General features: G+C 62.4%; 24 protein-coding genes (1 of these 24 only partly in view). 12 read left to right on the top strand and 12 right to left on the bottom strand.

Annotated features, from left to right (window positions below; translation table 11 throughout):
- Window positions 1–7 precede the first annotated feature (7 nt).
- From ACZ51H_RS11110 to ACZ51H_RS11095, 4 genes are read right to left on the bottom strand one after another with little or no spacing between them, the layout of a single operon-like run.
- The gene (locus ACZ51H_RS11110) at window positions 8–622 is read right to left on the bottom strand and encodes an ABC-type transport auxiliary lipoprotein family protein (RefSeq protein WP_464771542.1); all 615 of its coding nucleotides are present in this window, start codon (window positions 620–622) and stop codon (window positions 8–10) included.
- Window positions 623–633: 11 nt separating this feature from the next.
- Window positions 634–1596, bottom strand: coding sequence for an MlaD family protein (locus ACZ51H_RS11105; protein ID WP_464801852.1), 963 nt, complete (start codon window positions 1594–1596; stop codon window positions 634–636).
- 4 nt (window positions 1597–1600) lie between these two features.
- On the bottom strand, window positions 1601–2473 hold the full coding sequence (locus ACZ51H_RS11100) for an ABC transporter ATP-binding protein (RefSeq protein WP_464801851.1): 873 nt from the start codon (window positions 2471–2473) through the stop codon (window positions 1601–1603).
- Window positions 2473–3582: an MlaE family lipid ABC transporter permease subunit gene (locus ACZ51H_RS11095; RefSeq protein ID WP_464801850.1), complete on the bottom strand. Its 1110-nt coding sequence runs from the start codon at window positions 3580–3582 to the stop codon at window positions 2473–2475. Before ACZ51H_RS11095 ends, ACZ51H_RS11100 begins: the two co-directional genes overlap by 1 nt.
- 98 nt (window positions 3583–3680) lie before the next feature.
- On the opposite strand from ACZ51H_RS11095, the gene ACZ51H_RS11090 reads away from it, so the two are divergent.
- A complete protein-coding gene (locus tag ACZ51H_RS11090) occupies window positions 3681–4355 on the top strand; it encodes an HAD family hydrolase (RefSeq protein WP_464801849.1) in 675 nt (224 codons plus the stop codon).
- 8 nt (window positions 4356–4363) lie between these two features.
- On the opposite strand, the gene ACZ51H_RS11085 is transcribed toward ACZ51H_RS11090, so the two are convergent.
- On the bottom strand, window positions 4364–5299 hold the full coding sequence (locus ACZ51H_RS11085) for a 2-hydroxyacid dehydrogenase (protein ID WP_464801848.1): 936 nt from the start codon (window positions 5297–5299) through the stop codon (window positions 4364–4366).
- Complete coding sequence (locus ACZ51H_RS11080) at window positions 5296–6621, bottom strand: cystathionine gamma-synthase family protein (RefSeq protein WP_449474495.1); 1326 nt, start codon at window positions 6619–6621, stop codon at window positions 5296–5298. The genes ACZ51H_RS11085 and ACZ51H_RS11080 overlap by 4 nt, the downstream gene beginning before the upstream one ends.
- Before the next feature lie 162 nt (window positions 6622–6783).
- Here ACZ51H_RS11080 and ACZ51H_RS11075 point away from each other — a divergent pair, with 162 nt between their 5' ends.
- Window positions 6784–9195 (top strand): ligase-associated DNA damage response DEXH box helicase, encoded by a 2412-nt coding sequence (locus ACZ51H_RS11075; protein WP_464801847.1) that lies wholly within the window; start codon window positions 6784–6786, stop codon window positions 9193–9195.
- On the opposite strand, the gene ACZ51H_RS11070 is transcribed toward ACZ51H_RS11075, so the two are convergent.
- Window positions 9192–9683, bottom strand: coding sequence for a membrane-like protein (locus ACZ51H_RS11070; RefSeq protein ID WP_464801846.1), 492 nt, complete (start codon window positions 9681–9683; stop codon window positions 9192–9194). The two genes, ACZ51H_RS11075 and ACZ51H_RS11070, sit on opposite strands and share 4 nt — an antisense overlap.
- A gap of 249 nt (window positions 9684–9932) precedes the next feature.
- Between ACZ51H_RS11070 and ACZ51H_RS11065 the strand changes: the two genes are divergently transcribed.
- Genes ACZ51H_RS11065 through ACZ51H_RS11055 form a run of 3 tightly spaced genes read left to right on the top strand, consistent with a single transcriptional unit; the run spans window position 9933 to window position 12137 of the window.
- The gene (locus tag ACZ51H_RS11065) at window positions 9933–10388 is read left to right on the top strand and encodes a TadE/TadG family type IV pilus assembly protein (protein WP_449474492.1); all 456 of its coding nucleotides are present in this window, start codon (window positions 9933–9935) and stop codon (window positions 10386–10388) included.
- A complete protein-coding gene (locus ACZ51H_RS11060) occupies window positions 10385–10792 on the top strand; it encodes a TadE/TadG family type IV pilus assembly protein (protein ID WP_449474491.1) in 408 nt (135 codons plus the stop codon). Before ACZ51H_RS11065 ends, ACZ51H_RS11060 begins: the two co-directional genes overlap by 4 nt.
- 16 nt (window positions 10793–10808) lie before the next feature.
- Window positions 10809–12137, top strand: coding sequence for a pilus assembly protein TadG-related protein (locus ACZ51H_RS11055; RefSeq protein ID WP_464801845.1), 1329 nt, complete (start codon window positions 10809–10811; stop codon window positions 12135–12137).
- Window positions 12138–12170: 33 nt separating this feature from the next.
- Here the strand turns inward: ACZ51H_RS11055 and gyrB are convergent, their stop codons facing one another.
- Window positions 12171–14678, bottom strand: coding sequence for a DNA topoisomerase (ATP-hydrolyzing) subunit B (gene gyrB, locus ACZ51H_RS11050; RefSeq protein WP_464801844.1), 2508 nt, complete (start codon window positions 14676–14678; stop codon window positions 12171–12173).
- Window positions 14679–14764: 86 nt separating this feature from the next.
- Here gyrB and ACZ51H_RS11045 point away from each other — a divergent pair, with 86 nt between their 5' ends.
- Both ACZ51H_RS11045 and yczR read left to right on the top strand, forming a co-directional pair.
- Window positions 14765–15226: a hypothetical protein gene (locus ACZ51H_RS11045; RefSeq protein WP_464801843.1), complete on the top strand. Its 462-nt coding sequence runs from the start codon at window positions 14765–14767 to the stop codon at window positions 15224–15226.
- 82 nt (window positions 15227–15308) lie between these two features.
- A complete protein-coding gene (yczR, locus tag ACZ51H_RS11040) occupies window positions 15309–16772 on the top strand; it encodes a MocR-like transcription factor YczR (RefSeq protein ID WP_464801842.1) in 1464 nt (487 codons plus the stop codon).
- A gap of 169 nt (window positions 16773–16941) precedes the next feature.
- On the opposite strand, the gene ppa is transcribed toward yczR, so the two are convergent.
- Both ppa and ACZ51H_RS11030 read right to left on the bottom strand, forming a co-directional pair.
- A complete protein-coding gene (gene ppa, locus ACZ51H_RS11035) occupies window positions 16942–17484 on the bottom strand; it encodes an inorganic diphosphatase (protein WP_449474486.1) in 543 nt (180 codons plus the stop codon).
- Between the two features lie 40 nt (window positions 17485–17524).
- Window positions 17525–19438 (bottom strand): M61 family metallopeptidase, encoded by a 1914-nt coding sequence (locus ACZ51H_RS11030; protein ID WP_464801841.1) that lies wholly within the window; start codon window positions 19436–19438, stop codon window positions 17525–17527.
- Between the two features lie 153 nt (window positions 19439–19591).
- On the opposite strand from ACZ51H_RS11030, the gene hisS reads away from it, so the two are divergent.
- The 4 genes from hisS (at window position 19592) to ACZ51H_RS11010 (ending at window position 23904) form a co-directional block, all read left to right on the top strand.
- A complete protein-coding gene (gene hisS, locus ACZ51H_RS11025) occupies window positions 19592–20854 on the top strand; it encodes a histidine--tRNA ligase (RefSeq protein WP_464801840.1) in 1263 nt (420 codons plus the stop codon).
- Window positions 20854–21945, top strand: a complete 1092-nt coding sequence (prfA, locus tag ACZ51H_RS11020; RefSeq protein WP_449474483.1) for a peptide chain release factor 1 — start codon at window positions 20854–20856, stop codon at window positions 21943–21945. The genes hisS and prfA overlap by 1 nt, the downstream gene beginning before the upstream one ends.
- The gene (gene prmC / locus ACZ51H_RS11015; protein WP_464801839.1) at window positions 21942–22763 is read left to right on the top strand and encodes a peptide chain release factor N(5)-glutamine methyltransferase; all 822 of its coding nucleotides are present in this window, start codon (window positions 21942–21944) and stop codon (window positions 22761–22763) included. Before prfA ends, prmC begins: the two co-directional genes overlap by 4 nt.
- 358 nt (window positions 22764–23121) lie before the next feature.
- Entirely contained in the window at window positions 23122–23904 is a 783-nt protein-coding gene (locus ACZ51H_RS11010) for a DUF4167 domain-containing protein (protein ID WP_464801838.1), read from the top strand.
- A 90-nt stretch (window positions 23905–23994) separates the two neighbouring features.
- Here ACZ51H_RS11010 and ACZ51H_RS11005 read toward each other — a convergent pair whose 3' ends face one another.
- Together ACZ51H_RS11005 and ACZ51H_RS11000 are read right to left on the bottom strand one after the other, a co-directional pair.
- Complete coding sequence (locus tag ACZ51H_RS11005; RefSeq protein WP_464801837.1) at window positions 23995–24372, bottom strand: acyl-CoA thioesterase; 378 nt, start codon at window positions 24370–24372, stop codon at window positions 23995–23997.
- Complete coding sequence (locus ACZ51H_RS11000) at window positions 24365–24664, bottom strand: hypothetical protein (protein ID WP_464801836.1); 300 nt, start codon at window positions 24662–24664, stop codon at window positions 24365–24367. Before ACZ51H_RS11000 ends, ACZ51H_RS11005 begins: the two co-directional genes overlap by 8 nt.
- Before the next feature lie 75 nt (window positions 24665–24739).
- Between ACZ51H_RS11000 and ACZ51H_RS10995 the strand changes: the two genes are divergently transcribed.
- Window positions 24740–24975 carry the 5' portion of a CBS domain-containing protein gene (locus ACZ51H_RS10995; protein ID WP_464801835.1) on the top strand. 193 nt of this gene lie beyond the right edge of the window, so only the first 236 of its 429 coding nucleotides appear in the window; it begins with the start codon at window positions 24740–24742; its stop codon lies beyond the right edge, outside the window.

Genomic DNA, 24975 nt, shown 5'->3' with positions numbered 1-24975 from the left:
TCGTCGCTTAGCGCCCGCTGGCCGCAAGCCATGCCGCGACGTCGGTAGCCACTTTGTTCGCGGCGCTGTTGAGTGGAGCGCCGATGGTCGTCGCATCGATCTTGCCGCCTATGGGAGCGCTCGCCGTGAACCGCTGGCGCGCGATCGCGGTGCCGCCCGGTCCCGCGAGGATGGCGTCATAGGTGACCACCGCGCTGTTGCTTGCTTCATCCAGGCCGAAATCGACCAAGTCACCCATCAGGCGCTGGCCCGCATCTGCCGAATATTGACCGGGATCTAGCACGATACGGTTGCTGCTGGCGGCGATGGTTTCGGACAGCAGCTTCTGGAACAGGTGACGCGGCGTGTCGGCCCACTGCACCTTGGTGACATAGGCGATCGATGTGGGCGACGTGCGCACCGGAACGCGTACGGTGTCGAGGAGCTTGGGCGCCTCCGGATCGGCAACCGTGATGGTTGTCCCCGCGGTCGCGCTGCGGAGCGTGCCAGGAGTGACCTTCTGCGCCGCGTCGAGTGACAGCAGCCGTTCGGGCGGCTTCCCGCCGAAGGAAACGCAGCCTGACAGCGTCGCGGCGAGCGCCAGCATGATGGGAAGGGCGGCAGGTTTCTTGTGGAACGTCATCGCGGTCCCTCTCATCGCTTGTAATCGGGCAGTTTGGGCGATCCAACGATCGACCCCGCACCTTGTTGATCCAGTTTTTCGGCAACGCCGCGGAACGATCGGGACATTTCACGCAGGTCGCGCACCAGTTGATTGACTTCCGGCATGGTCTGGTTGCTGAACGCGCGCACGCCCGGCTGCGCTTCGGCGATCGTCTTGTCGAGCGTTTCGATGCTGCGGGTGGCGGACTGCACGCTCTTGCGCAAATCGGCCATCAGCGGCTTGCCTTCGTCGGTCAGCATTGAGTCGGTGGTGGCGGCGAGCTTGCCGATCTGTTCCGCCGCTATGCCCGTGCGCTGGACCGCGATACGCGCTTCGGCAAGGGTGGCTGCAATTTCCGGGCTGCGATCGGCGAGGGCGCCCGACACGCGCTCAACATTGGCGAGGATGCCCGCGATCGATTGCTGGTTCTTGTCGTTCAGCAGTTCGGTCAGGCGCTCTGTCAGGGTCGAGAGCCGCTCCAGCAGTTGCGGCGCATTGTTCAACAGTTCGCCAAGCGCCCCTGGCTTGGTCGGAATGACCGGGATGCCGTCAGGACAAGCGGACAGGGGATTTTCCTCGGGGCAGCCGATGGGCGGCGCGCCCTTTACGGCGCCGTCCAGCACGATCTCGCTGACGCCGGTGAAGCCAACGCCCGCGATGGTGGCGGTGGTGCCTTGAAGAACGGGCGTGCCTTCCTTCACGGAGATGCGCACCTTTACGAAGCTGGGGTCACGTTTCCACAGCTCGATCTTTTCGACCTGTCCGGAAGGAACGCCGGAATAATTGACGCTCGACCCCTTGGCGAGGCCGTTCACCGACTGTTTGAAGAAGATGTCATATTCCATGTTGTCGCCTTCGGAGAGGCGAGAGAACCAGAAGGCGGTGACCATGATCGCCGCCAGCAGCAGCAATGTGACCGTGCCCACCAGCACATGGTTGGAGCGGGTTTCCATTATATTATCGCCTTCCGTCCGATGGCTGTGCCGCCGTCTTTTCCCGTTCGCGGGTCACGGCCGCCGTCGCGGCGCGGCCGCGAGGACCGTTGAAATATTCCTGAATCCAGGGGTGATCGGTCGCCAATAGCTCATCAATGGTGCCGACCGCGATGACCTTTCTGTCCGCCAGCACAGCCACGCGGTCGCAGATGGAATATAACGTGTCGAGGTCATGTGTAATGAGGAAGACGGTGAGGCCAAGCGTCCGTTGAAGCTTGCGCGTCTGATCGTCGAAAGCGGCTGCGCCGATCGGATCGAGCCCGGCAGTCGGTTCGTCAAGAAACAGCAGATCGGGGTCGAGCGCCAGCGCGCGGGCTAGGCCCGCCCGCTTCTTCATGCCGCCTGAAAGCTCGGCGGGATATTTGGGACCAGCTTCGGCGGGGAGACCCGTCAGCCGGATCTTGTAGGCGGCGATCTCGTCGCGCAGTTGCGGCCCGATATTGGGATAATATTCGCGGATCGGCACCTCGACATTTTCAGCCACCGTAAGGGTGGAGAAGAGCGCGCCGCCTTGGAACAACACGCCCCAGCGCTTGCGGATGGCCAGCGCCTCGTCATCCAGGCGGCCGATCATCGATTCGCCAAATACGTGGATTTCGCCTTCGTCAGGTGTCTGGAGGCCGATGATCGAGCGCATCAATACCGACTTGCCGGTGCCCGAGCCGCCGACGACGCCCAATATCTCGCCCTTACGCACGTCGAGGTCGAGATTTTCATGCACGACCTGATCGCCGAAGCTGTTCTTAAGGCCCCTGACGGAGATGGCGATCTCGCTTTTTGCGACGGCATTGTCGACGCGCGCCTCTTCGGCGGCCGCTTCTTCTTCCTCGGCCATCAGTTCCACCCTAGCCAAGTGAAGAAGACAGCGAAAAACGCATCGATCACAATCACCAAAAAGATCGCCTGGACAACGGCAGCCGTGGTTCGCAGCCCGACTTCCTCCGCATTACCCTTCACCTGCATCCCCTGGAAGCAGCCGGAAAGCGCGATGATGATACCAAAGACGGGAGCCTTTAGCAGGCCAACCCAAAGGTCTGTGATCGGCACCACCTCTCGCAAGCGCTGAATGAAGGTGATCGGCGGGATGTCCAGCGAGACGGCGCACAGGAACCCGCCGCCGATTACCGCGACGATGGAGGAATAGAAGCCGAGCAGCGGCATCATGATGACAACCGCCAGCGTCCGGGGGAGGACCAGCGCCTCCATGGGCGACACGCCGATGGTGCGCATCGCGTCCACTTCCTCGGTCAGCTTCATGGTGCCGAGCTGCGCGGCGAAGGCTGAGCCGGATCGGCCCGCGACCATGATCGCCGTCATCAGTACACCGAGTTCGCGGAAGGTCAGGCGGCCGACGAGGTTGATCGTCAGCATCTCCATGCCGAACTGGCGCAACTGCACCGATCCCTGCTGGGCTATGACGATCCCGATCAGGAAGCTCATGAGGCCGATGATGCCGAGCGCGGAGACGCCGACGACCTCGAACCTCTGCACCACGGCGTTGACGCGGAACTTGCTGGGATGCCGGATAACGTTCCAGCTTGCGACCAAGGTCGCGCCGAAAAAGCCGAGGAGGCCGAGAAGCGTGGTGAAGGAATTGACCACCGCTTCGCCGATCTGGCCGACCACGCGCTGTAACGGGGGAACATAGTCGGGCCTGATGTTGACCGGCTCGTCCAGCTTGCCCACGGCCTCGATCAGGCGCCGGGCATCTTCATTGCCGCCAGTTAGCTCGCAACTCAGTCTTTTCGCGGTACGGTGGACCGTCCAGGCGCCGATCGTGTCCATATGGTCGATGCCGGACAGGTCGATGGCAGCGACCGGCCCCGACACCGCGTCGAGGCGGGCGGGCAGATCGCCCAGGCAGGCAATGGAAAAATGCCCGAGAAGCCGAATGACAGCACCGCCATCGCGCGTTTCTTCGGCAAGATCGGCGGCTTTGTTCATCAAGGCGGTTTAGTGGTCCATTATCGGTTGCACGGCAAGCCGAAACGGCCCATCCGCACGGTAGAACGATAGCAAGGCGCAAAAGTTTCGGAAACGGCATGACGCACCGTCTGGCAATATACGATATGGACCGCACAGTGACCTTTTCGGGCACCTATACGGGCTTCCTGATACATGTTTCCAAAGGCCTGGCCCCATGGCGGCTGGTGCTGCTGCCCTGCGTCATCCTGCTGATGCTCGCCTATGTGATGAGGCTCATCAGTCGGCAGCGGCTGAAGGAGCTGAATCAGGCGCTGATGATCGGTTTCAATGTCGAGCGCGCCAGGCTGATGCCGCATGTCGAAAGCTATGCGGCCAAGGTCGTTGCGACCAATGTCCGCGCGGGCGCCCTCGACCAGATCGCACGGGACAGGGCCGATGGATACCGGCTGGTGCTCGCCACCGCATCCTACCGCCTTTATGTGGAGCCGATCGCCCGCAGGCTGGGGTTTGACGCGGTGATCGCGACCGACCATTTGAGCCAGGACCTGCGTTATGTGCGCGCGAAGATTGCGGGCGAGAATTGCTACGACACCGGCAAGCTGCGGATGATCAAGGCGTGGATGGCGGCGGAAGCGATCGACCGTGACCATGCGCAGATCCGGGCTTATTCCGACCATGTGTCCGATGCGCCAATGCTGGAATTCGCCGACATGCCTTTCGCTTCCAATCCGCATAAGCCGCTCGCCAGACTGGCGGCGAAGCGCGGGTGGACGCGGGTGGACTGGGCTTAGGTGCAGGGTCAGTGAAAACCGACCCGGTTGGGTACAGCTTTTCCGGCAAAGAAGGCTTCCAGATTCGCCAACACCATCGCGGCCATGCGCGCGACCGCTTGCTGCGTGGCGCCGCCGATATGTGGCGTCAAGACGCAGTTGGGCACATCCTTCCAGAGGTCGGCGGGGGTGGGTTCCTGCTGGAACACATCCAGCGCCGCTCCGCCCAGTGTTCCCTGACGCAAAGCCCGCCTCAAGGCCTCCTCATCCACCAATTGCCCGCGCGCGACATTGACGAGCAGCCCGTCGCGGCCGAGTGCATCCATGACGTCGGCACTAATGATCCCGCGATTGCTGCTGTCGGCGCGGGCGGCGACCAGCAATATGTCGCTGTCCTGGGCCAGAGCCTTTAGGCTTTCGGATCGCGGCCAGGGCAAGCCGGGCTTGTCACGCGGACCCCACCAGCCGATCTGCATTCGCATCGCTTCCGCTCGCCGGGCGACAGCCTGCCCGATATGCCCCATGCCGACGATGCCAAGCCGGGCCTGATTCATGGAACGGGTAAGCCGGTCCGATTCTGCTGTCCAAAGGCCCGCGCGCAATTGCCGGTCGCCTTCGACGATCGCGCGGCGATGCGCGAGCATCAGGCCGATGGCGTGATCCGCGACGTCCTCCGCATTGGCATCCGCGCCATGCGTGACGGCTATGCCGCGCCTTTCCGCTTCCTCCAGATCGATGCCGTCATAGCCGACGGTGAAGCAGGCGATGAGGCGGAGCTGCGGCATGGCGTCGAGCAGCGCAACGGAAAGCGGGAATTCGCCAGCCCAAACTATGGCCTTGGCATCGGCTTGCCGCTGGGCCTCCTCCTCCCACAGCGGCCGGGCGTCGTAGAAGGGTGAAAGGACTTTCAGCAACGGCGCCAGCAGTGGCTGCCCGACCAGGACTAAAGGTCGACTGCCGCTCATCCCACGGCCTGCAGCGCCTGCGCGAAGTCTGCGATCAGGTCATCGGCATCCTCGCAGCCGATCGAGATGCGCACCATATTGTCGGTGATCGCCAGAGCCTTCTTGCGCTCGGCGGGCACGGACAGGTGCGTCATCGCTGCCGGGTGGCTGGCGAGCGTCTCCGTGCCGCCAAGGCTGACGGCCAGCTTGGCGATCTTCAGCGCATCGAGGAAGGCAAAAGCCTCAGCCTCGCCACCCTTAAGATAAAGCGAGAAGGTCGATCCCGCACCTGTGCAGTGGCGGTTGTAGATGTCCGCCTGACGTTCCGTTTCGGGGAAGCCAAGATAGACGACCTTTTCCACCTGCGGCTGGTCTTTCAGCCAGGCGCAGACCTTCGCCGCATTTTCGCCAGCCCGGCTCATCCGCAGTTCTAGGGTTTCGAGACTGCGCAGGAGCATCCAGGCGCTGTGCGGGTCGAGGATCGTGCCGATCGTATTGCGCATCAGCCGGATGGTGTTGATGAGGTCTTTTGGCCCCAGAACCCCGCCCGCCACAAGGTCGCTATGGCCGCCCGCATATTTGGTGAGGCTGTAGATGACGAGGTCCGCGCCATGGGCCAGCGGGTGGTGCCAGAGCGGGCCGAGGAAGGTGTTGTCGATCGCAACCGGAGGCAAATGCGCCTCTCCGGCGAAGAGATGGTCACGGCGGGCCACGACCGCCTCCACATCCACGAGCACATTGGTGGGGTTGGCCGGGCTCTCCAGATAGATGAGCGCGACGCGGCCGAGCGATTTTGCCCGTTCGATAACCGCGCTGATTTCCTCCTCCGTAGAACCGGCCGGGAAATCGAGCCATTGCACCCCGAACTTGCCGAGAATGCGGCCGATCAGCGATTCGGTCGCGGCATAAAGCGGCGCGGAATGGACGATCACATCGCCGGGCTGGACGAGGGCGAGCAGCGTGGTCGCGATTGCCGACATGCCGCTGGAAAACAGCAGGGCGTCTTCCGCTTCTTCCCACACGGCCAGCCGGTCTTCGGCAATTTCCTGATTGGGGCCGTTGAAGCGGGAATAGACCAGCCCTTCCGCGCCGCCGGGCCTGATCCCGGTGACGCCTTCAAAATGCCGCTTGCCTGCGGCGGCGCTTTCGAAAGCGAAGGTGGAGGTGAGGAATATGGGCGGCTTGAGCGATCCTTCCGACAGCATCGGGTCGTAGCCATGGCCCATCATCAGCGTCGCGGGCTTCAGCTTGCGTCCACCGATTTCCATAATGGCTGGCTTGGCGCGTCGGCGCTTGCGCGGGGGCTCGGCCCCGGAAAGGTCGGCCTCTGTCTCGCCGGTCATCGCTGTTTCTCCTGCGTTTGCGGCCTTTGCCGCCTCTTTATGATGCCAGGAGTGTAACGCCTTTCGAGGGGAAAGAGATCAGCCATTCCGGCAATTATGTTATCGCCATGACATCGCGCGGGGATCGTGACAGGGGCTGCGCGCGTTCCTACATCTATCGCTATGAACCAACGCCTTCCCGAACCGCTGGAGCAATGGTTCACCGCGCGCGGATGGTCGCCGCGTCGTCATCAGATGGACATGCTGGCAGCCGCAAGGGCAGGGGATCATGCCCTGCTCGTCGCGCCAACGGGCGCGGGCAAGACATTGGCGGGGTTCCTGCCGACGCTTGCCGACCTCATCGAAGAACCGGCCGAGGGGCTGCACACCCTCTATGTATCGCCACTCAAGGCGTTGGCGGTCGATGTGCGGCGCAATCTGCTTACCCCGATCGAGGAGATGGGCCTGCCGATCCGGGTCGAGACGCGCACCGGCGACACGCCTTCGGATCGCAAGGCGCGGCAGCGGGCGCGGCCGCCGCAGATACTGCTGACCACGCCTGAATCGCTATCGCTGCTCTTGAGCTATCCCGACAGCTTCCTGATGTTCGCGCAGTTGAGGACGGTGATCATTGATGAGGTCCACGCCTTCGCCACCCAGAAGCGCGGCGATCTGCTCAGCCTGTCGCTCGCGCGGTTGCAGAGGATCAATCCCGGACTGCGCCGCGTCGCGCTATCCGCGACCGTGGCGGATGTCGACGCCTATCGGGCCTGGCTTGCGCCTGACGGTGACATCAACAGTGTGACGCCGGTCATGGGGGAGCAGGGCGCTGATCCCGAGGTCACGATCCTGATCCCGGAAGGGCGCATCCCCTGGTCAGGCCATTCCGGCAAATATGCCGCCAAGCAGGTCATGGCCGAAATCGAGCGGCGGCAGACGACGCTGGTCTTCTGCAACACGCGGGGGCTTGCCGAGCTGATCTTCCAGGAATTGTGGACCGCGAATGAGGCGAACCTGCCCATCGGCATCCATCATGGAAGCCTGTCGGTGGAGGCCCGGCGCAAGGTGGAAAATGCGATGGCCGATGGCAGGCTTCGCGCGCTCGTCGCGACCGCGAGCCTCGACCTGGGCGTTGATTGGGGCAATGTCGATTGCGTGATCCAGATGGGCGCGCCCAAGGGATCGTCCCGCCTGCTCCAGCGCATCGGTCGCGCCAATCACCGGCTGGACCAACCGAGCGAAGCCATCATCATTCCCGGCAACCGCTTTGAATATCTAGAGGCGCGGGCTGCGCTTGACGCGGTGGAGGCGGGGGAGCGGGATGCCGATGACTTTCGTACCGGCAGCCTTGACGTTCTGGCCCAGCATGTGATGGCGCTCGCCTGCGCCGCGCCGTTCGCGGAACAAGAGTTGCTGGAGGAAATCCGATCGGCGACGCCTTATAGCGCGCTCACCGATGAGGGCTTCGCCAACGTCCTGCACTTCATCGAAGGGGGCGGCTATGCCCTGCGCGCTTATGACCGGTTCAAGCGGCTGACCCATGATGCGGACGGGATATGGCGCGTGTCGCACCCGCGCTTCATTCAGCAGCATCGTATGAATGCCGGGATCATCGTCGACCAGCCGGTGCTGGACGTCCGGTTCGCTAACGGCCGCAAGCTCGGGACGGTGGAGGAGGGCTTTGCCGCTACGCTGCGGCCGGGCGACAGTTTCTTCTTTTCCGGCCTCGCGCTGGAGGTGGTGCGGATGGATGTCACCGACCTGGTGGTGCGCGCGACGTCGAAGCAGGCGCGGGTGCCCGCCTGGGGTGGCACGCGCATGGCAATGTCCACGCGGCTCGCCGATCGGGTGCGGCACTTCCTGGCCGAGCCGGAAGAATGGCACCGCTTTCCCGACGATGTGCGGGAGTGGTTGGAGGTGCAGAAATATCGCTCAGCCCTGCCTGAGCCGGGGCAACTGCTGATTGAAACCTTCCCGCATGAAGGGCGGCATTATCTGATCTGCTACAGCTTTGAAGGATGGAATGCGCATCAGTCGCTCGGCATGCTGCTCACCCGCCGGATGGATGCGCAGGGTTTGATGCCGCTTGGTTTCGTATCCAATGACTATGCGCTCGCCGTCTACGGGCTGAAACCCGTGACGGACCCGCAGAGCCTGTTTTCCGCCGACATTCTGGATCATGAATTTGTTGAGTGGGTCGAACAATCGAGCCTGTTGAAACGCGCGTTCCGGGACGTCGCCGTCATCGCGGGCCTGATCGAACGTCAGCATCCCGGCAAGCGAAAGACCGGGCGACAGGTCACTTTCTCGACCGACCTCATCTATGACGTTCTGCGCAAATATCAGCCGGATCATTTGCTGTTGAAGGCTGCCTGGGCCGACGCCCGCGCGCGCATGACGGATGTCGGGCGGCTGGGCGACCTGATCGATCGCGCTTCGGCAACGATGCTGCATATTGATCTGGACCGGGTAAGCCCGCTGGCGGTGCCGGTGCTGATCCTGATCGGCCGCGAACAGGTCGCGCAGGCGGCGGCAGAAGATGCCCTGCTGATGGAGGCCGAAGCGCTGGTGGCAGAGGCGATGCGGACGGATTAGAAGTCTTCGCGCACTCCGCCGCAGCCCTTCAAAGTTCCTTCGCCAAAAGACAGCGCGACGCGATCGGCCCAATGCGCATCGCTCATGCCGTCGTTGCATGGTCCGTCCGTCACGGTCATCGAAAATCCGTCCGCCAGATACCGCACGGCGCGACCGTCATCCGTCCGGTTGACGGAGAAATGAACGGGCGCCTTGTCCGGGCGCTCCAGCGTGGCAACCGAGCCTTTGACCGTTACCGCCCAAAAGGGTTCGGTTCCCAGAGCGCGATAGCGCGTTTCGTTGCTGAGCGGTGCGGTATTCACTCTTTCCGGGGGAGGTTGCGGGGTTGGCGCGTCGGCGACATTTGCTGGTTCGTCATGATCCGCCTGCTGGTTCAAAATGGGCGTTTCCGCGACTGGCGTATCTTTCGCACGATGTTCACCCATGTCTTCTTTCCGGCCGCAACCCGCGAGCAGAAGAGCGCCTGCAACGAACAGCCATGCCTTCATATTTCCCTCGCCTCTTTACTGTTAATTAATATACCCTCGGATATATACCGAAGCATAAACAGCATCTTAGCAGATGATTAACCATGTTGTTTAGGCAAATGAACAGCATGTGTTGAGTAGAAAATCCCCGAGCGAAGGGGATTTTCAATGCGTCCTTCTATGTTTGGCCGATTGTCGTGCAGCGAGGCGAGCGCTGATTCGCCGCGTTGTCCCACGTCTGCCGCCGATCGGGCGTCTCTCCGGGCACTTTTGGCCAGGTTCAGGGCCGAGACATCAGGCATCGCCCTTGTTGAAACGGCGCTGGTTGCGCCTTTCCTGGCCATCATCCTCATGGGCACGGTCGATGCGGCCCGTTACGGCGCGGCTAAGATGAAAATCCAACAAGCCGTCAATCGCGGTCTGGAGATGTCATGGATGGGCGGCACGGACGTTGTCGCAACCGACATTCAGGCGCAGGCGGCAGCGCAGGCGAATGTGCCGACCAGTGCCGTGACGGTCACCCAGACACTTGAGTGCGGGGGCACGGCGACAACCTGGACCACCAATGCCAACCCCTGCGCCTCCGGCGAAACCGCTCGCTACACGCAGATTCAGATTTCAACGACCTTCACGCCATCCTTTGCGCTCGGTTCGCTGGCGAAGATGCTGGCCAACTCGAATGGCGTCGTGCCGATTTCCGCGACCGGAGTCCTGAGAATCCAATGACACGGCTTTTTCGCCTTCTCCATCAGCTTGCGTGCGATTGCCGTGGCGCCGGTGTGCTGGAATTCGCGCTGGTAGCGCCAGTCCTGTTGGGAATGCTGATCGGGATTCCGGCGCTGGGGATACTCTTCTATGCGCAGGCGGGGCTCAGGAGCACCGTCGAGGATGCCGCGCGTTATGCAACGACGTGGCCAAAGCCGAGTGAGGCCGACATACAGGCAAGAATAGCGTCAAAGCAGTTCGGGATGAACTCGGCCAACATCGTTGCGCCGACCGTCACGTTCACGACCAGTTCGAAGCCCAACTATGTCACCATAACGATGGGCTACAATGTCACCATCAACTTCCTGCTCGGCAGCAAGACGATCGCGCTGTCCGAAACGCGCAGAGCCTATGTCACGAGCTAAAGCCGAGGAGCTGACGATGCCATTGCTCAATTGCTTGTCCCGTCTTCGCACGCTTTGGTCTGACGCCCGGGGCAATGCGCTCATGCTGACGGCGCTGGCGCTTCCCGTCATGATCGGCGCGGCGGGGCTTGGTGTCCACACCATGCAGCTTTCGCATGTGAAGCGGGAATTGCAGCGGGAGGCCGACTCCGCGGCGATGGCAGGCGCCTATTCGCTCTATCAGAGCCAGGGCAATAGCGCGGCGACCGCTCAGGCGAACAAGGCGCTGACACAGAATGCTCTTGTCCCCGGAGCCACGTCTACGATCACGCCGGGGGCTTATACTACCAGTGGTGGCACCACTTACACCTCGGCAATGTATGTCCGTTTGGCCAGCACTCAGCCCACGGCCTTGATGGCCCTGTTTGGCATGTCTACGTCCACCGTGGCCGCTGAGGCCCGGGCGGCGGTCGTTTCCGATGGCAAGGTATGTTTCCTTGCCAAGGAGAGTGGCAACAACACCGGGATCACCTTTGCGGGCAACTCGACACTCGATCTGGGATGCGGCGCGGGCACCAATTCGATCAGCAGCAATGCGGTGAACGTGAACGGCCAGCCGACCGTGAAGGTTTCGCCGATCGTCGCGATGGGCGGCATCCCGTCATCCACCGCCTATGCCGCTGGCACCATGCTCATGCCCAATCATGCAGCGCTGACCGATCCCTTCGCGGGTACCAATCTGGACCCGAGCACCAGCGATGTATCCAATGGGAAGTGCAAGAGCGGCAGCAATTGGAATGTCATTAATGTCTCTTCGGGGGCGACTGTCGATAGCAGCAGCGGAAGTCCTTATGCACCGGGCTGCTATGGAACGATCAATGTCCAAGGCACCCTGACGCTGAAGCCGGGCGTCTACTACCTGGCCAATGGGGCGAATAATGCGGGCCTGCAAGTTGGCGCTCAGGGCCATCTTACCTGCATGGGCTGCACTTTCGTGCTGACCAGCACGACGCCCAATAACGCGAACAGTTTCGCGACGATGGATATCAACGGTGGAGCGGAGGTCGATCTTTCTCAATCCACCAGCGGCACCTATAGCGGCATCACCATCTATCGGGACAGCAGGGCGGCGGCGAGCAATCAGTGCTGCCAGGTCAACGGCAATTCCAATTCGACCCTCAGTGGCGCCTTCTATTTCCCGAACGATACGCTGACGTTCAACGGCACATCGGGCATGTCGCTCACCTGCTTCCAGATGGTTGCGCTACGCCTGTCCTTCAGCGGAAACGCAACGATCACGAACACATGCGACCCCCCGGGTGGAGCGTCCAAATGGTCGTTGACTGCTGTCAGGCTGATAAGTTGAAGCGGCTGTAAGAGCCGCTTCACTCTACCAGGATCAGACGTCCAGATTGGCGACGTTCAGCGCATTGTCCTGAATGAACTCGCGCCGGGGTTCGACTACATCGCCCATCAGACGGGTGAAAATCTCGTCGGCAACGTCCGCCTGCTCAACCTCGACGCGCAGCATCGAGCGGTTGTCGGGGTCCAGCGTGGTTTCCCACAACTGCTCGGCATTCATCTCGCCAAGCCCCTTGTAACGCTGAATGGCGAGGCCCTTGCGACCTGCCGTCAGCACCGCTTCCAGCAATTCGCTGGGCCGGGTGACGACGACCGCGCCCTTGGATACCACCGGCAAATCGTCTTCCCCCGCCTCTTCGGCGGCAGCGGCCGCCTTTGCGGTGACCAGTCGGCTGGTGGTGCGATAGCTGTCGGCTTCCTCGGCAGCGATGGAGTGTAGCTTGCGCGCTTCGGCGGAGCCGATGAAGCCATGTTCGATCATGTGGTGATCGGTCACGCCGCGCCAGAGTCGCTCGAAATGGAAGCCGCCTTCTTCGGCGATACGGCCACTCCAGCGGCCCTCGTCATCCTGCGCGTCCATCCACTTGACAGTCGCCGTCAGTCGTTCCGCCTGCGCGTCATGGCCGAGTTCAGGATCAAGCGCGCCGTTGATGGCCAGCGCCTCGATGATGGCGGGATTGTAGCGGCGCGGCACATAGCGCATCACTGCGCGCATCCGGCGGCCATGCTCGATCAGCGAACGCAGGTCTTCGCCCGAACGCATGCCGCCGGTCGTTTCCAGCGCCATGGAATCAACGCCATTGTCGACCAGATACTGCTCCAGCGCCGCTTCATTCTTCAGGTAAACTTCTGAACGGCCCCGGGTCGCTTTGTAGAGCGGCGGCTGGGCGATGTAGAGGTGCCCGGCATCAATGATCTGCGGCATCTGGCGGTAGAAGAAGGTCAGCAGCAGCGTGCGGATATGCGCGCCATCGACGTCAGCGTCGGTCATGATGACGATCTTGTGGTAGCGCAGCTTTTCCAGGTTGAAATCGTCGCGGATGCCGGTGCCCATCGCCTGAATGAGCGTGCCGACTTCCTTGGACGACAGCATCCGGTCGAAGCGCGCGCGCTCGACGTTCAGGATCTTGCCCTTCAAAGGCAGGATCGCCTGATTATGCCGGTTGCGCCCCTGCTTGGCCGAACCGCCTGCCGAATCGCCCTCGACCAGGAAGAGTTCAGACTTGGCGGGGTCGCGTTCCTGACAGTCGGCCAGCTTGCCCGGCAGGGAGGCGATGTCCATCACACCCTTGCGCCGGGTCAGTTCGCGCGCCTTCTTCGCAGCTTCACGGGCGGCGGCGGCGTCGATCACCTTCTGGATGATCATCTTGCCGTGGCCCGGATTCTCTTCCAGCCATTCCGCCATCTTGTCGGCCATCAGGCTTTCGAGCGGCTGACGGACTTCGGAGGAGACCAGCTTGTCCTTGGTCTGGGACGAGAATTTGGGATCGGGCAGCTTCACCGACACGATCGCGGTCAGGCCTTCGCGCATGTCCTCGCCGGTCAGGGACACCTTCTCCTTCTTCAACATGCCGGATTTGTCGGCATAATTGTTGAGGGTTCGTGTCAGCGCCGCGCGGAAGGCCGCAAGGTGCGTGCCGCCGTCACGCTGCGGGATGTTGTTCGTGAAACAGAGGACGTTCTCATAATAAGAATCGTTCCACTCCAGCGCGACGTCGATGGTCACGTCGTCGCGGCTGCCCGAAATCGCGATCGGATCGGGCATCAGCGGCGTCTTGTTGCGATCAAGATATTTCACGAAGGCCGCGATGCCGCCCTCATAAAATAGTTCGACTTCCTTCTTCTCCTCATGCCGGGCATCGGCCAGGAACAACCGCACGCCGGAGTTCAGGAAGGCCAGTTCGCGGTAGCGATGCTCCAGCTTTTCAAAGTCGAACTCGGTATGGTTCTTGAAGGTGCCGCCGTCGCCGGGGGCCTTTTCGGTCGAGGGAAGGAAGGTGACCTTCGTGCCCTTCTTGCCTTCGGGAGCGTCCCCAATGACCTTGAGCGGTGCGACGGCATCGCCATAGGCAAAGCGCATATAATGCTCCTTGCCGTCCCGCCAGATGTTGAGGTCCAGATATTCGCTGAGCGCGTTCACGACCGACACGCCAACGCCGTGCAGGCCGCCCGACACCTTGTAGGCATTGTCGTCGGATGTGTTCTCGAACTTACCGCCCGCGTGCAACTGGGTCATGATGACCTCGGCCGCAGACACGCCTTCTTCCTTGTGAATGTCGGTAGGGATACCGCGGCCATTGTCTTCGACACTGACCGACCCATCGGGATTGAGCGTGATCAGGATGCGGTCGCAATGTCCGGCCAGCGCCTCGTCGATCGCGTTGTCGCTGACCTCGAACACCATATGGTGCAAGCCCGAGCCATCATCGGTATCGCCGATATACATGCCGGGCCGTTTGCGCACGGCGTCCAGGCCTTTCAGGACCTTGATGCTGTCGGCGCCATAGGCGTTGGTGTTGGGGCTGTTTTGACTTTCCTCGCTCATGCCTGAGCATATAGGGAAAGCCCCAAAGAAACTAAAGCGAAACATGCCGACTTCCGCTTGAGGATGGGCCGGTCTATCAGGGGCGCATGCGCGCTATCATCCCCCTGTTTCTGATGCTTGGCGCCTGTTCCGATAGCAGTGATGTGCTGGAGCAGTTGCCCAACAGCTCCATCGCCGGAGCACCGCGCGATGACATGCCCGAAACCCAGTTGGGAGCGAAGATCACACGCCCTGTCACCATTGGCGAGGATGGCCCGCGACTGGATGCCTGTGCCGCCATGGGGCAGGCGGTGCGCGTCGGCGCTCAGGGCCTGGCGATCCGTGCTGCGCCTTTTGCCGAGGCGCAGGAGGTCGGACGTCTGGCGGAAGGGGCGAGAGCCCTCGTATGCACCCGCAGTCTGGACCAAAAGTGGCTTGGGGTGGTCGTCGTGCCGCAGCCGCCGACCGATTGCGGCCTGTCCGAGCCGGTTGAGCGGAAGCAAGCCTATGCCGGGCCGTGCCTTAGCGGCTGGGTGTCGAGCGCGTCGATCCGGTTGGTGGCCGGTTGATGCACTGAATATATTGGCCTTTTACAAAATAGCCTGTGGTTTCTAAGTGGACTTCTGTTTCTGATCGGAAAGAGTCGCGTCCATGTCCAATTCTGCTCTTCGTTCGCCCTCGCTGCTTCGACTGCTGGGTGCTTGGCGGGTCGCCGAGAGCGCCGAACCCGCCTATCGCCAACTGGCCGATGCACTGCGGATGCTGGTGCTGGATGGCCGGGTAGGGCTGAACGTGCGACTGCCGGGCGAACGGGAACTGGCCGCCGCGCTGGGCCTCAGCCGGACAACGATCGCGGCTGCGTTCGACCGGTTGCGCGATGAGGGCTATCTGGAAAGCCGTCAGGGTTCGGGCAGCGTCACGCGTCTGCCGCCCGGCCGGATACATCCCGAACCGCCTGAATTGGACCTGCCCATTGGCGGGAACATCCTCAACTGGACTCATGCCGCACTGCCCGCCGCGCCGGGGGTAGGGCGCGCCTGCCAGGCGGCGGTTGAAGCCTTGCCGGCCTTTCTGGGCGACCTCGGCTATGATCCGCTCGGCCTGCCGCCGTTGCGCCGCGCGATCGCCGCGCAGTTCGAACGGCGCGGCTGCCCCACCAGTCCAGACCAGATCATCGTCACCAACGGCGCACAGCAGGGCTTTGCCTTGTTGCTGCAATGGCTGACGGGGCCGGGCGACCGGGCCGTGATCGATCATCCGACCTATCATAATGTCATTCAGGCGTTGCAGCGCGCGCATGTCGTTCCGGTGCCCGTTGGCCTTCCCGCGCAAGGTTGGGACATTGACGCCATGGAGGCGGCGTTCCGCCAGACAAGCCCGCGCTTTGCCTATGTCATCGCGGATTTTCACAATCCGACCGGCCGCAGCATGGACCCCGCGACACGGCGCGCCTTGGTCGCAGCGGCCACGCGTACGCACACGCCACTGATTATCGATGAAACCATGGTGGCGATGGGGCTCGACTTTCCCGCCCCGCCACCGGTGGCGATTCATGACCCGTCGGGGCGTCATGTCATCACCATGGGATCGGCGAGCAAGATCTTCTGGGGCGGACTGCGCGTCGGTTGGATTCGCGCCGATCCGCAGACGATCGCGGCGCTCGGCCGCCTGCGCACGACAATGGATATGGCCAGTCCGGTGGTGGAGCAGCTTGCCGTCGCACAGTTGATCGACAGCGATGAGGGGTTGGGACCGCGGGCAGACCTGCTGCGGTCCCGTCGGGATCATCTGATCGGCGAGATCGACAGGCATCTGCCGCACTGGCGTGTCGAATCGCCTGCGGGCGGGCTTTCGCTCTGGGCCGAGCTACCGCGCGCCGAAGCGACTGCCTTGGCCGCGATCGCCGAAAGTCATGGTGTGCGGGTTGCGCCGGGTCCGCGTTTTGGTGTTAGCGGCGCGTTCGAGCGCTTCCTGCGCCTGCCCTTCACGCTGCCTGAGGAGCAGCTGACGATCGGGGTCGAGCGGCTGGCCGAGGCTGATGCACGGCTCCACGCCCGTCTGCCGCGCGGGCGCGATTCGCTGGCGGCGGCGCTGGAGGCGGACCGGCTGATTTAGGGGGAGCATTCTCCGCCGGGTGCCGTCATCCCAGCGAAACCTGGGATCTCGGGCCTGCTTGCGCACCCTATCCTGAGATACCAGCGTTCGCTGGCATGACGGAATAAACCAAACAAAAAGGGCCGCGCAGGATATCTCCCGCGCGGCCCCTTATTTCTCTCGACGGCGCTTACGCGGCCTTCTTGTCAGCCTGATAGCGCTCGATTGCTTCCAGCGTGATGCGGCGCGCATCTTCCGCGCCGCCCCATGTGCCGATGCGCACCCACTTCTGCTTTTCCAGATCCTTATAGTGGGTGAAGAAATGCTCGATCTGCTCCATCACGATGCCGGGCAGGTCGTCCTTTTCATCGACGTCGCTATAATAGGGGAAGGTCTTGTTGTCGGGAACGCAGACCAGCTTTTCGTCGCCACCCGCTTCATCTTCCAGATTGAGCACGGCGATCGGACGAGCGCGCACGACCGACCCGGGCACGAAGGGCGAGCGGGCGATGACCAGCGCGTCCAGCGGATCGCCATCAGGCGACAGGGTGTGCGGCACGAAGCCGTAATTGGCCGGATAACGCATCGGAGTATGCAGGATGCGATCGACGAACAGCGCGCCCGACGCCTTGTCGAATTCATATTTCACGGGTTCGCCGCCAATCGGCACTTCGATGATGACGTTCAGGCTGTTGGGCGGATCGTCCCCAACCGGGATCAGTTCGATATTCATGGACTTCAAGCCTTTTGATGCAAATTGGCGTTGCGGGTGATTATGTCCTTGGTTTGAGCAGCCGATCGAGGCTGCCTTCACCCTCTCCTGATTTTTCGAGGCGCGGATAGCGCAGGCCGCCGGAATAAGCGAGCGTCAAAGTGCGGTAATATCTGTCCTGCTTGACGATGATCTGCATCGGCTTGGCGGCCTTCAGCGCTGCCTTGAACACCTCGCCCGAATATTCGTCCCCGTTGATCGCGACGATCTTCGTGCCTACCGCCAGCCCCGCCTTGAACGCGGCGCTGTCCCAGACGACGTTGGAGACTTCGCCGTCGCCCTTGACGATCAGGCCAACGCCGAAGCTCTGGTCGATATTCTTGCCCTCGGCGGCCTTGGTGAAGGCGTTTGGCGTGTCGCCATAGACCAGCTTGTAGCCGCCCATGGCAAAGCCGCCCTTGGGCGTCTCGCGCGTCGTGCTATCGACATATCGCGCGAAGAATCCGGCCCAGTCATAGGGCGCAACCCCGTTCAGCGTCTTGATGACATCGTCGCGATTATAGACGACCTGACCCCAATCGCCGGGGTTTATGCCAAAGAAAGCCTTGGCGAAATCGTCGAGGCCCTTTGCCCCGCGCGTCTGCCTGCGGATGATCGCGTCCGCTTCCAGCCAGATCATCAGCCCTTCATTATAATAGTCCTCCGACCGCTGCCAGCTCGTCCAGCCCTTGGGACGGCGAGCGGAAATGATCGGATCGTGGGTGGTATCCTCCATCGGCCGCCACTCGCGCCCGCGCGTCGTGTCGAGCTTGGCCGCGATATGAGCATAGGCGTCCAGCGTCTCCTGTTTGGAAAACAGGCCCGACCGCGCGCCCAGCACATAGCCCCAAAATTGCGTCTGCCCTTCATAGACCCACAGCAGATTGTCCTGCATCGGCACGTTGAAGTCGGGCGTCCACAGCAGGTCCGGGCGGCGGAACTTGCCGTCCCAGCTATGGGTGAACTCATGGGGCAAAAGGTTGCGATCGAGCAGCGCCTCGCCATCCCCCCATTTTTTGAAATAGCCCGGCTCGACCTGATTCTCAGAAGATCGGTGATGTTCCAGGCCTATGCCGCCCATCTCGTCGGTGATGGCGAACAGGAAGTCATAATGATCGAAATGATAGGTGCCGAAGAGGGCGCCCGCTTCATCGACCAGCTTCTTGTGCCTGGCGATCTGGTCTGGCTTGGCCTCCAGCTCGTCGGCATCATCGGCGACGATATTCAGCGTAACGTTATGGCCCAGGTCCACCGGCTTGAAATAACGCCCGGCGAATACCGGCGAATCCTGCAATGCTTCATAGTCGATCGTTTCATAAGCGACGGTCGATCCGGTCTTCCGCCCGCGCAGCGCGGTGGCCGCCTGCCAGCCATCGGGATAGGTCACCGTGGCCTGAACCGGAATCTGCCTAGTATAATAGCCTGCGGGATAGAGCGAAACCGACTCCCACTGGATATTCAGCATCTTGGGCGTGACGACGACGCGCCCCTGACTGGACTGCGTGGCCGACAGAAACTGGAAGGAAGCGGTGATTTCTCGCGTGCCCTGCGGTACGTCGACGACGAATCCGTAGACGTTGAGTGGATCGCGCTTCCAGCCGACCGGCTTGCCATCGGCGGTGAAGGTGAGGCCGCTGATCTTCTCGATCTGGCCACGCGGCGCATGGTTGCCCGGCAGCCATTCGGGCACCAGCAGGGTCATTGGGCCGCTCGACGCGACGGGGATATGCTCCTTCACCCGGAGGATTCGTTGAGTCGTGTCGGTCGCGTCCACCTCCAGCCTTATGGTGCCGCCGGGGTAGGGGATGTCGCGCGGCGCGGGGCTGGCGTCATTCACCGGCAGGGCAGCGGGCCTTGACCTTACGGCATCCTGAGCGGCGAGCGGGGTGATGATGGCTGTGGAAAGCAGGAAAGCGGCAGCAAGGCTGCGGATCATGGCTGTCTCCGTGAAAGACGTGGCAGGAATTGCCTCATGAACTCAGCATGACGAACCAAAATCTATGCGTCCACCGCGAAGAACAGCGACGAAATTATCTGACAAAAAAAGCGCGTTTCCTTGAGCCTTCTTTGCCGTTAAAGGCGCATCCCCATGGCGAAAATTGAAACCCCGCGCCCGGTGCGCGGCACGCAAGACATGCTGGGGGGCACGGCGGAAGCGTTCCAGGAACGTTTCGCCCATGTGGTCGCGACCTTTGAACGGGTCCGCAGGCTCTATGGCTTTCATCGCGTCGAAGTGCCGGTCTTCGAAGCAACGGCGGTGTTCGCCCGGTCGCTTGGCGAAAGCACCGACGTCGTTTCCAAGGAAATGTACACGTTCGACGATCGTGGCGGCGACAGTATAACCCTGCGTCCCGAGTTCACCGCCGGCATCGCACGCGCCTATGTTACCGAAGGCTGGCAACAATATTCGCCGCTCAAAGTGGCAACCCACGGACCGCTCTTCCGCTATGAGCGCCCCCAAAAGGGCCGTTTCCGCCAGTTTCACCAATTGGATGCCGAGATCATCGGCGCGGGCGAGCCGGGCGCGGATGTCGAATTGCTGGTCTTTGCCGACCAGTTGCTGCGCGAGCTTGGCGTATCCGATGGCGTCACTCTGAACCTCAATACGCTGGGGGACGCGGCCAGCCGTGACGCGTGGCGCGCCGCGCTGGTCGCCCATTTCGAGGCGCATCGCGATCAGCTGTCGGAGGACAGTCTCGACCGTCTGCATCGCAACCCGCTACGCATCCTCGACAGCAAGGACCCGCGCGACCGCCCCGTGGCGGACAGCGCGCCGGATATCGACGCTTATCTGACCGATGAAGCGCGCGACTTCTTCGGCAAGGTGACGGCGGGCCTTGATGCGGCGGGCGTGGCGTGGGAACGCGATGCCCGTCTGGTACGCGGCCTCGATTATTACCGTCACACCGCTTTCGAATTCATCACCGACCGGCTCGGCGCGCAGGGCACCGTGCTGGGCGGAGGCCGCTATGACGGGCTGATCGAAAATCTCGGTGGTCCCTCGACCCCGGCCGTCGGCTGGGCTGCGGGGATAGAGAGGCTTGCGATGCTGATCGATGCGCCGGAACCTTCCGCGCCCGCAGTGGTCATGATCCCGCTGGGCGAGGCGGCAGAAGCGAAGGCGATTGGCCTGGTCGCTGATCTTCGCCGCGCCGGGATTATGTGCGACATGGGTTTTCGGGGGAATATGAAGAAGCGGATGCAACGCGCCAATGCTTCGGGTGCCGCTTGGGCGGTCATCATCGGCGACGATGAACTGGTTCGTGGCGAAGCGGGTTTGCGCGACCTGCGTTCGGGTGAACAGCAGGCCGTGCCGCTGGCCGATCTAGTCGGGAAGCTGACGGCTCTTTGATGCAAATCTCCGCCGAACGCATCGCGCAGATCGAGGCGCGCCGGGACGAGGTGCAGGCGTCGATGACGCGCGCCGACCTCGCGCCCGAGGAGTTCGTGCGGCTGTCCAAGGAATATGCCGAGATCGAGCCGGTAGCCCGCGCCGCCCATGAGGTGCGGCGGCTTCGGCAGGAGCTTCAGGCGCTCGAATATATGGCGGGCGGCGATGGTGCCGAGGCGGATGCCGCGATGCGCGAGATGGCGCAGGAGGAAATGCAGCTGATCAAGAGTCAGCTGCCGGATGCCGAACGCGCCCTGGCACTTCAACTGCTTCCCCGCGACGCCGCCGACGCGCGCCCGGCCATGCTGGAAATCCGCGCTGGAACGGGTGGCGATGAGGCCGCGCTCTTCGCCGGTGACCTTTTCCGCATGTATCAGCGCTATGCTGATGCACAGGGCTGGAAGATGGAGATGATCTCCGCCAATGCCGCTGAAGTCGGCGGCTTCAAGGAAGTCGTCGCCAGCATCAACGGCATCGGCGTTTTTGCCAAGCTCAAGTTCGAAAGCGGCGTCCATCGCGTGCAGCGCGTGCCCGTCACCGAAAGCGGTGGGCGTATCCACACCTCTGCCGCGACCGTCGCGGTGCTGCCTGAACCAGAGGAGGTCGATGTGCAGATCGCCGACGGCGACCTCAAGATCGACATCTACCGGGCATCGGGCGCAGGCGGGCAGCATGTGAACACGACCGACAGCGCCGTGCGTATCACGCACTTGCCGAGCGGCATCGTGGTGACGCAGCAGGACGAACGATCGCAGCACAAGAACAAGGCCAAGGCCATGCAGGTTCTCCGCGCCCGGCTTTACGAAGCGGAGCGGGAACGAACGCAGAGCGAGCAAGCGGGTGCGCGCAAGGCGATGGTCGGGTCAGGCGACAGGTCCGAACGCATTCGCACCTATAATTTCCCGCAGGGCCGCGTGACGGATCACCGCATCAACCTGACCTTGCACCGGCTGCCGGAAATATTGGAAGGGCCGGGGCTCGCTGAAATCATCGACGCGTTGATCGCCGAGGATGAGGCCGCGCGCCTCGCTCAACTGGACGGCATCGGGTGAGCATCGCCCAGGCGCTTCGCGATGCGGCTGCCCGGCTCCAAAATGTCAGTGATACAGGGCGTCTCGACGCGGAACTGCTCCTCGCCCATGCGCTGGGCATCAGTCGCAATGAATTGCTACTTCGCCAGCAAGACCTCACGGTGCCTTCCGGCTTTGGCGCGCTGATTGATCGACGGATTGAAGGCGAACCCATCGCCTACATCACCGGAGTGCGCGATTTCTGGACGATCAGCCTGCGGGTGACGCCCGATGTACTAATCCCGCGCCCAGACACCGAAACGCTGATCGAGGCCGCGATTGACCATTTCCAAGGCCGCGCACCGGCACGCGTCCTGGACCTTGGCACCGGATCGGGCGCGCTGCTGCTCGCGGCCTTGGATCACTGGCCGCAGGCGACGGGCATCGGCGTGGATAGCTCCACCGCCGCGCTCGCCGTTGCCCGGGCCAATGCCGAACATCTCGGGCTTGCCGGGCGCGCGGCCTTTCAACTGGGCGACTGGGCTGAGGGGATAGCTGATCGGTTCGACCTCATTCTGGCCAACCCGCCCTATATTGAAAGCAACGCCGACCTTGCGGGCGATGTGTTGCATGAACCTGCAAGCGCCCTCTTCGCCGGTGTCGACGGCCTGGACGACTATCGGCGTATCGCGCCCATGATCGTCCGGCTGCTGGCCGAAGGCGGCGTGGCGGCGATCGAGATCGGTCATGACCAGAGAAAAAGCGTGTCCGCCCTGCTTCATGAACAGGGACTTGGCGTGGCCGTGCGTAAGGATATGGCGGGACATGACCGTTGCCTGATCGTTACTCCTTCTCCATAGCTTTGAGCGCTCCTGATCCTCGTGCTGATCAGCCTGCGAACCGCACGCGCCGGAATTGCTCGGGGGCAAGTGAAATTTGCTTGGTTTATCCCGCCAAAGACACTACATGAGGAGCAGGGACGGCATTATCCTGAGGATCTGCTCTGTGGGGCTTAGCCGAGAAAAGGCCGTTTTCCCGCTCCTTCAAAGTCACGACGGCGCTGCTGCGCAGGCGCCTCTGGCAGCGTAAGGGCAAGGGCTATCGCGCAGCCCCTGTCCGGCGGAGCCCTACCCGGCCTGATAAGCAGGCCGTGCTTTAGGATAGCGACTGACCAATGTTTTCAGTGAATTATGGCAAAGTGAACGCAAGGACCAGCTCTTGATCAACAACAGGCAGGCCGGTCGCCGGAATCGCGGCCGGAACAACAATAACGGACGTCCCAGCGGCGGTAACCGGGGCGGTGGCGATAGCGGCAACCGGATTGACAACCGCGCACGCGGCAACGCGGTCCAGCTTCTGGAAAAATACAAGAATATGGCTCGTGACGCCCAGATGGCGGGCGACCGGGTTAATGCGGAATATTATCTGCAGTTTGCCGATCATTATTTCCGCGTGCTGGCCGACAATCGCGCCCGGCAGGAGGAGCAGCAGCAGCGCTACCGCCGACCGGAAGACAATGTCGATTATGAAGGCGATGATTTCGACGCTCCGGAATATGCGGGCGATGATAATCGTGGCGAGCCGCAGCAGCAGCAGCATTTCGAGCGTGGCTATGAAGGCGATCGTCGCCGGGATCAGCCGCGTGATCAGCAGGATAATCGCGACCGGAATCGTCGGGATCGGCCGCGCCGGGACCGCCCTGCCTATGAAGCAGCCGAACGACAGGAAATGGAAGCGCCGGAAGCTCCCGCGCCTGTGGTGGAGCGTTCGCCCGCGCCTCAGCCCGAAGCGGAAGCTGCGGCAGCGCCTGAAGCGCCCCGCGCCCGCCGGGGCCGTCCCCGCAAGGCCGATACAGCGAAGTCGGAGGGCAGCGAAGGACTGGATCTTTCCGTCCTGCCGCCATCGATCGCGCGCGCCGACAATGACAGCGAGCCCGCCGCAGAGGAAGCGCCGCGCAAGCGCACTCGCCGCGCGCGCCCGGCTGCCGAAGCGGCGGAATGATCTAAGCTGCTGCTTGAGAAAGGCGGCGGGATAGAAATAAAGGGAGTGGCGTTAGCGCCGCTCCCTTTTTCATATTCGACCAGTGGCAATTCAGCGCGTGGGCAAAATCCGGGGCCGATGCTGGTCGTCCAGCGCGACGAAGGTGAAGAGGCCGCTGGTAAGGTCGAACTGCTGCTGATCCGCCCCGCGCGTCGCCACCACATCGACACGAATGCCCATCGAAGTCCGCCCCCGGCGCTCCTCATGCGCATAGACCGTCACAATATCGCCCAGCAGCATCGGTGATATGAATTTCATCCCATCGATCGCGACGGTCGCCACTGCGCCTTCGGCCAGTCGGCCCGCCACGATGCCGCCCGCGATATCCATCTGGCTCAATATCCATCCGCCAAAAATATGGCCGTTGGTGTTGATCTGGGTGATGCCGGGAACCACCCGCAGAACCAGTTCACCCCTTTTTTCAGTCATCGATCGATACCTCGTCTTTCAGCGGGTCCATGACCTGATCGTCGTGTCCTGTCCCGCTCGACAGGAACACGAGCGCCATCAATCCGGTCCCCAGCATGAAGGTCAACCAAACCCCGATGATGGTGGCAAGGATCATGTGGAAGGGCATCGGTCCAGCCCATATCCGCAAGCAGACAAGCGCGACGCCGACGCACAGCGCGCCACCGACTGCCATCCACAACATGATGCGGCGGAACCGTCCCCATGCGGTTGCGGCAATCAGAGGATCATCGAGGCCCTGTTTATCTCTCATCTCTTTTCTTTGGGGAACGAAAGTGGGATCATCAAGGGACTGACACATAATGTCTGAACGGCAAGGAGACGGGGCATGACGATCACCGCGATTCTGCAGGGCAAAGGACGCGAAGTCACTCAGGTCCGGCCCGACGACAGCGTTCTTTCCGTGGTTCAATTATTGTCCGAACGGCGGATCGGCTGCGTCCCTGTCGTCGGTGACGGGCAAGTGCTGGGCATCTTTTCCGAACGCGACCTCGTCCATCAAATCGCGCGGGACGGTGCGGCCGTGTTGAAACGCAAAGTGAGCGAGGTGATGACTGCGCCTGC

This window comes from Sphingobium sp. TomMM15 (assembly GCF_055397045.1).
This window is presented reverse-complemented; position numbering and strand designations above follow the sequence as displayed.